The organism is Streptomyces ureilyticus (genome assembly GCF_011045025.1).
In the GTDB taxonomy this organism is placed as follows: domain Bacteria; phylum Actinomycetota; class Actinomycetes; order Streptomycetales; family Streptomycetaceae; genus Streptomyces; species Streptomyces ureilyticus.
The window spans coordinates 1-1,009 of the sequence record NZ_JAAKZX010000481.1 but is presented as its reverse complement, the minus strand read 5'-3'; the positions used below and the strand labels follow the sequence as shown (position 1 = coordinate 1,009).

The 1,009-nt window shown below is 67.1% G+C and carries 1 protein-coding gene; it reads left to right on the top strand.

Translation table 11 applies throughout. From position 1 onward, the window contains the following. Positions 1-56: 56 nt before the first annotated feature. Positions 57-1,009, top strand: a 953-nt coding sequence (locus G6048_RS48260) for a condensation domain-containing protein (RefSeq protein WP_328829183.1), incomplete at its 3' end; no start/stop codon positions are given.

Here is a 1,009-nt window from a genome sequence, read left to right as displayed (position 1 = left end):
TGTTGTTCCACGCGCTGTTCGACGAGGACACCGCCGACATCTACAACGTCCAGCTGGTGCTGGACCTGGCGGGCGCCTTGGATGCGGGGGTGCTGCGGCGTTCGGCGGAGGTGCTGGTGGGCCGGCACGCCAGTTTGCGGGCGTGCTTCCGCGAGCGGGAGAACGGCGAGTTGGTGCAGGTGATCGCTGGTTCGGTGAGTGTGCCGTGGCGTGTGGTCGATCTGAGTGAGTACTCCGGGGCCGGTCAGGGTGAGCGGGTGGCGCGGCTGCTGGAGGAGGAACGGGCTACCCGTTTCGACATGGCCAGCGCGCCGCTGATGCGCTTCCTGGTGATCCGCCTCGCCCCCGACCGGCACAAGCTCGTGATCACGAATCATCACATTCTGCTGGATGGCTGGTCGACGCCGCTGGTGCTGCGCGAACTGTTCGAGCTGTATGGGCAAGGCGGGGACGACAGTGCGCTGCCCGCGCCGGTGCCCTACCGGCCGTATCCGGTCTGGCTGGCACGGCAGGACCGGACCCGGGCCGAAGCGATGTGGCGTGAGGTGCTGGCCGGGGCGGAGCCGACGAGGCTTGCGCCTGCCGGTCACCGTTCACTAGCCGGCAGCCATGGCGAGGTGACGCTCGCGTTGAGTGGCGAGGTCAGCGCTGGGGTTACGGAGTTGGCTCGTCGGCATGGGCTGACGGTGAACACGGTGCTGCAGAGCGCGTGGGCGTTGTTGCTGGCCCGGCTGACGGGCAGGGACGATGTCGTCTTCGGTATGACGGTGTCGGGGCGGCCTGCGGAGATTCCCGGTATCGAGCAGATGGTCGGTCTGCTGATCAACACGGTCCCGGTCAGGGTCCGGCTCGATCCGTCGCAGTCGCTGACCGAGTTGATGGCCCGGGTGCAGGAGGAGCAGTCCCGGCTCAGTGATCACCAGTATCTGGGCCTGACCGACATTCAGGGCCTGGTCGGCGAGGGTGAACTCTTCGACACCCTCTACGTGTTCGAGAACTACCCCATCGG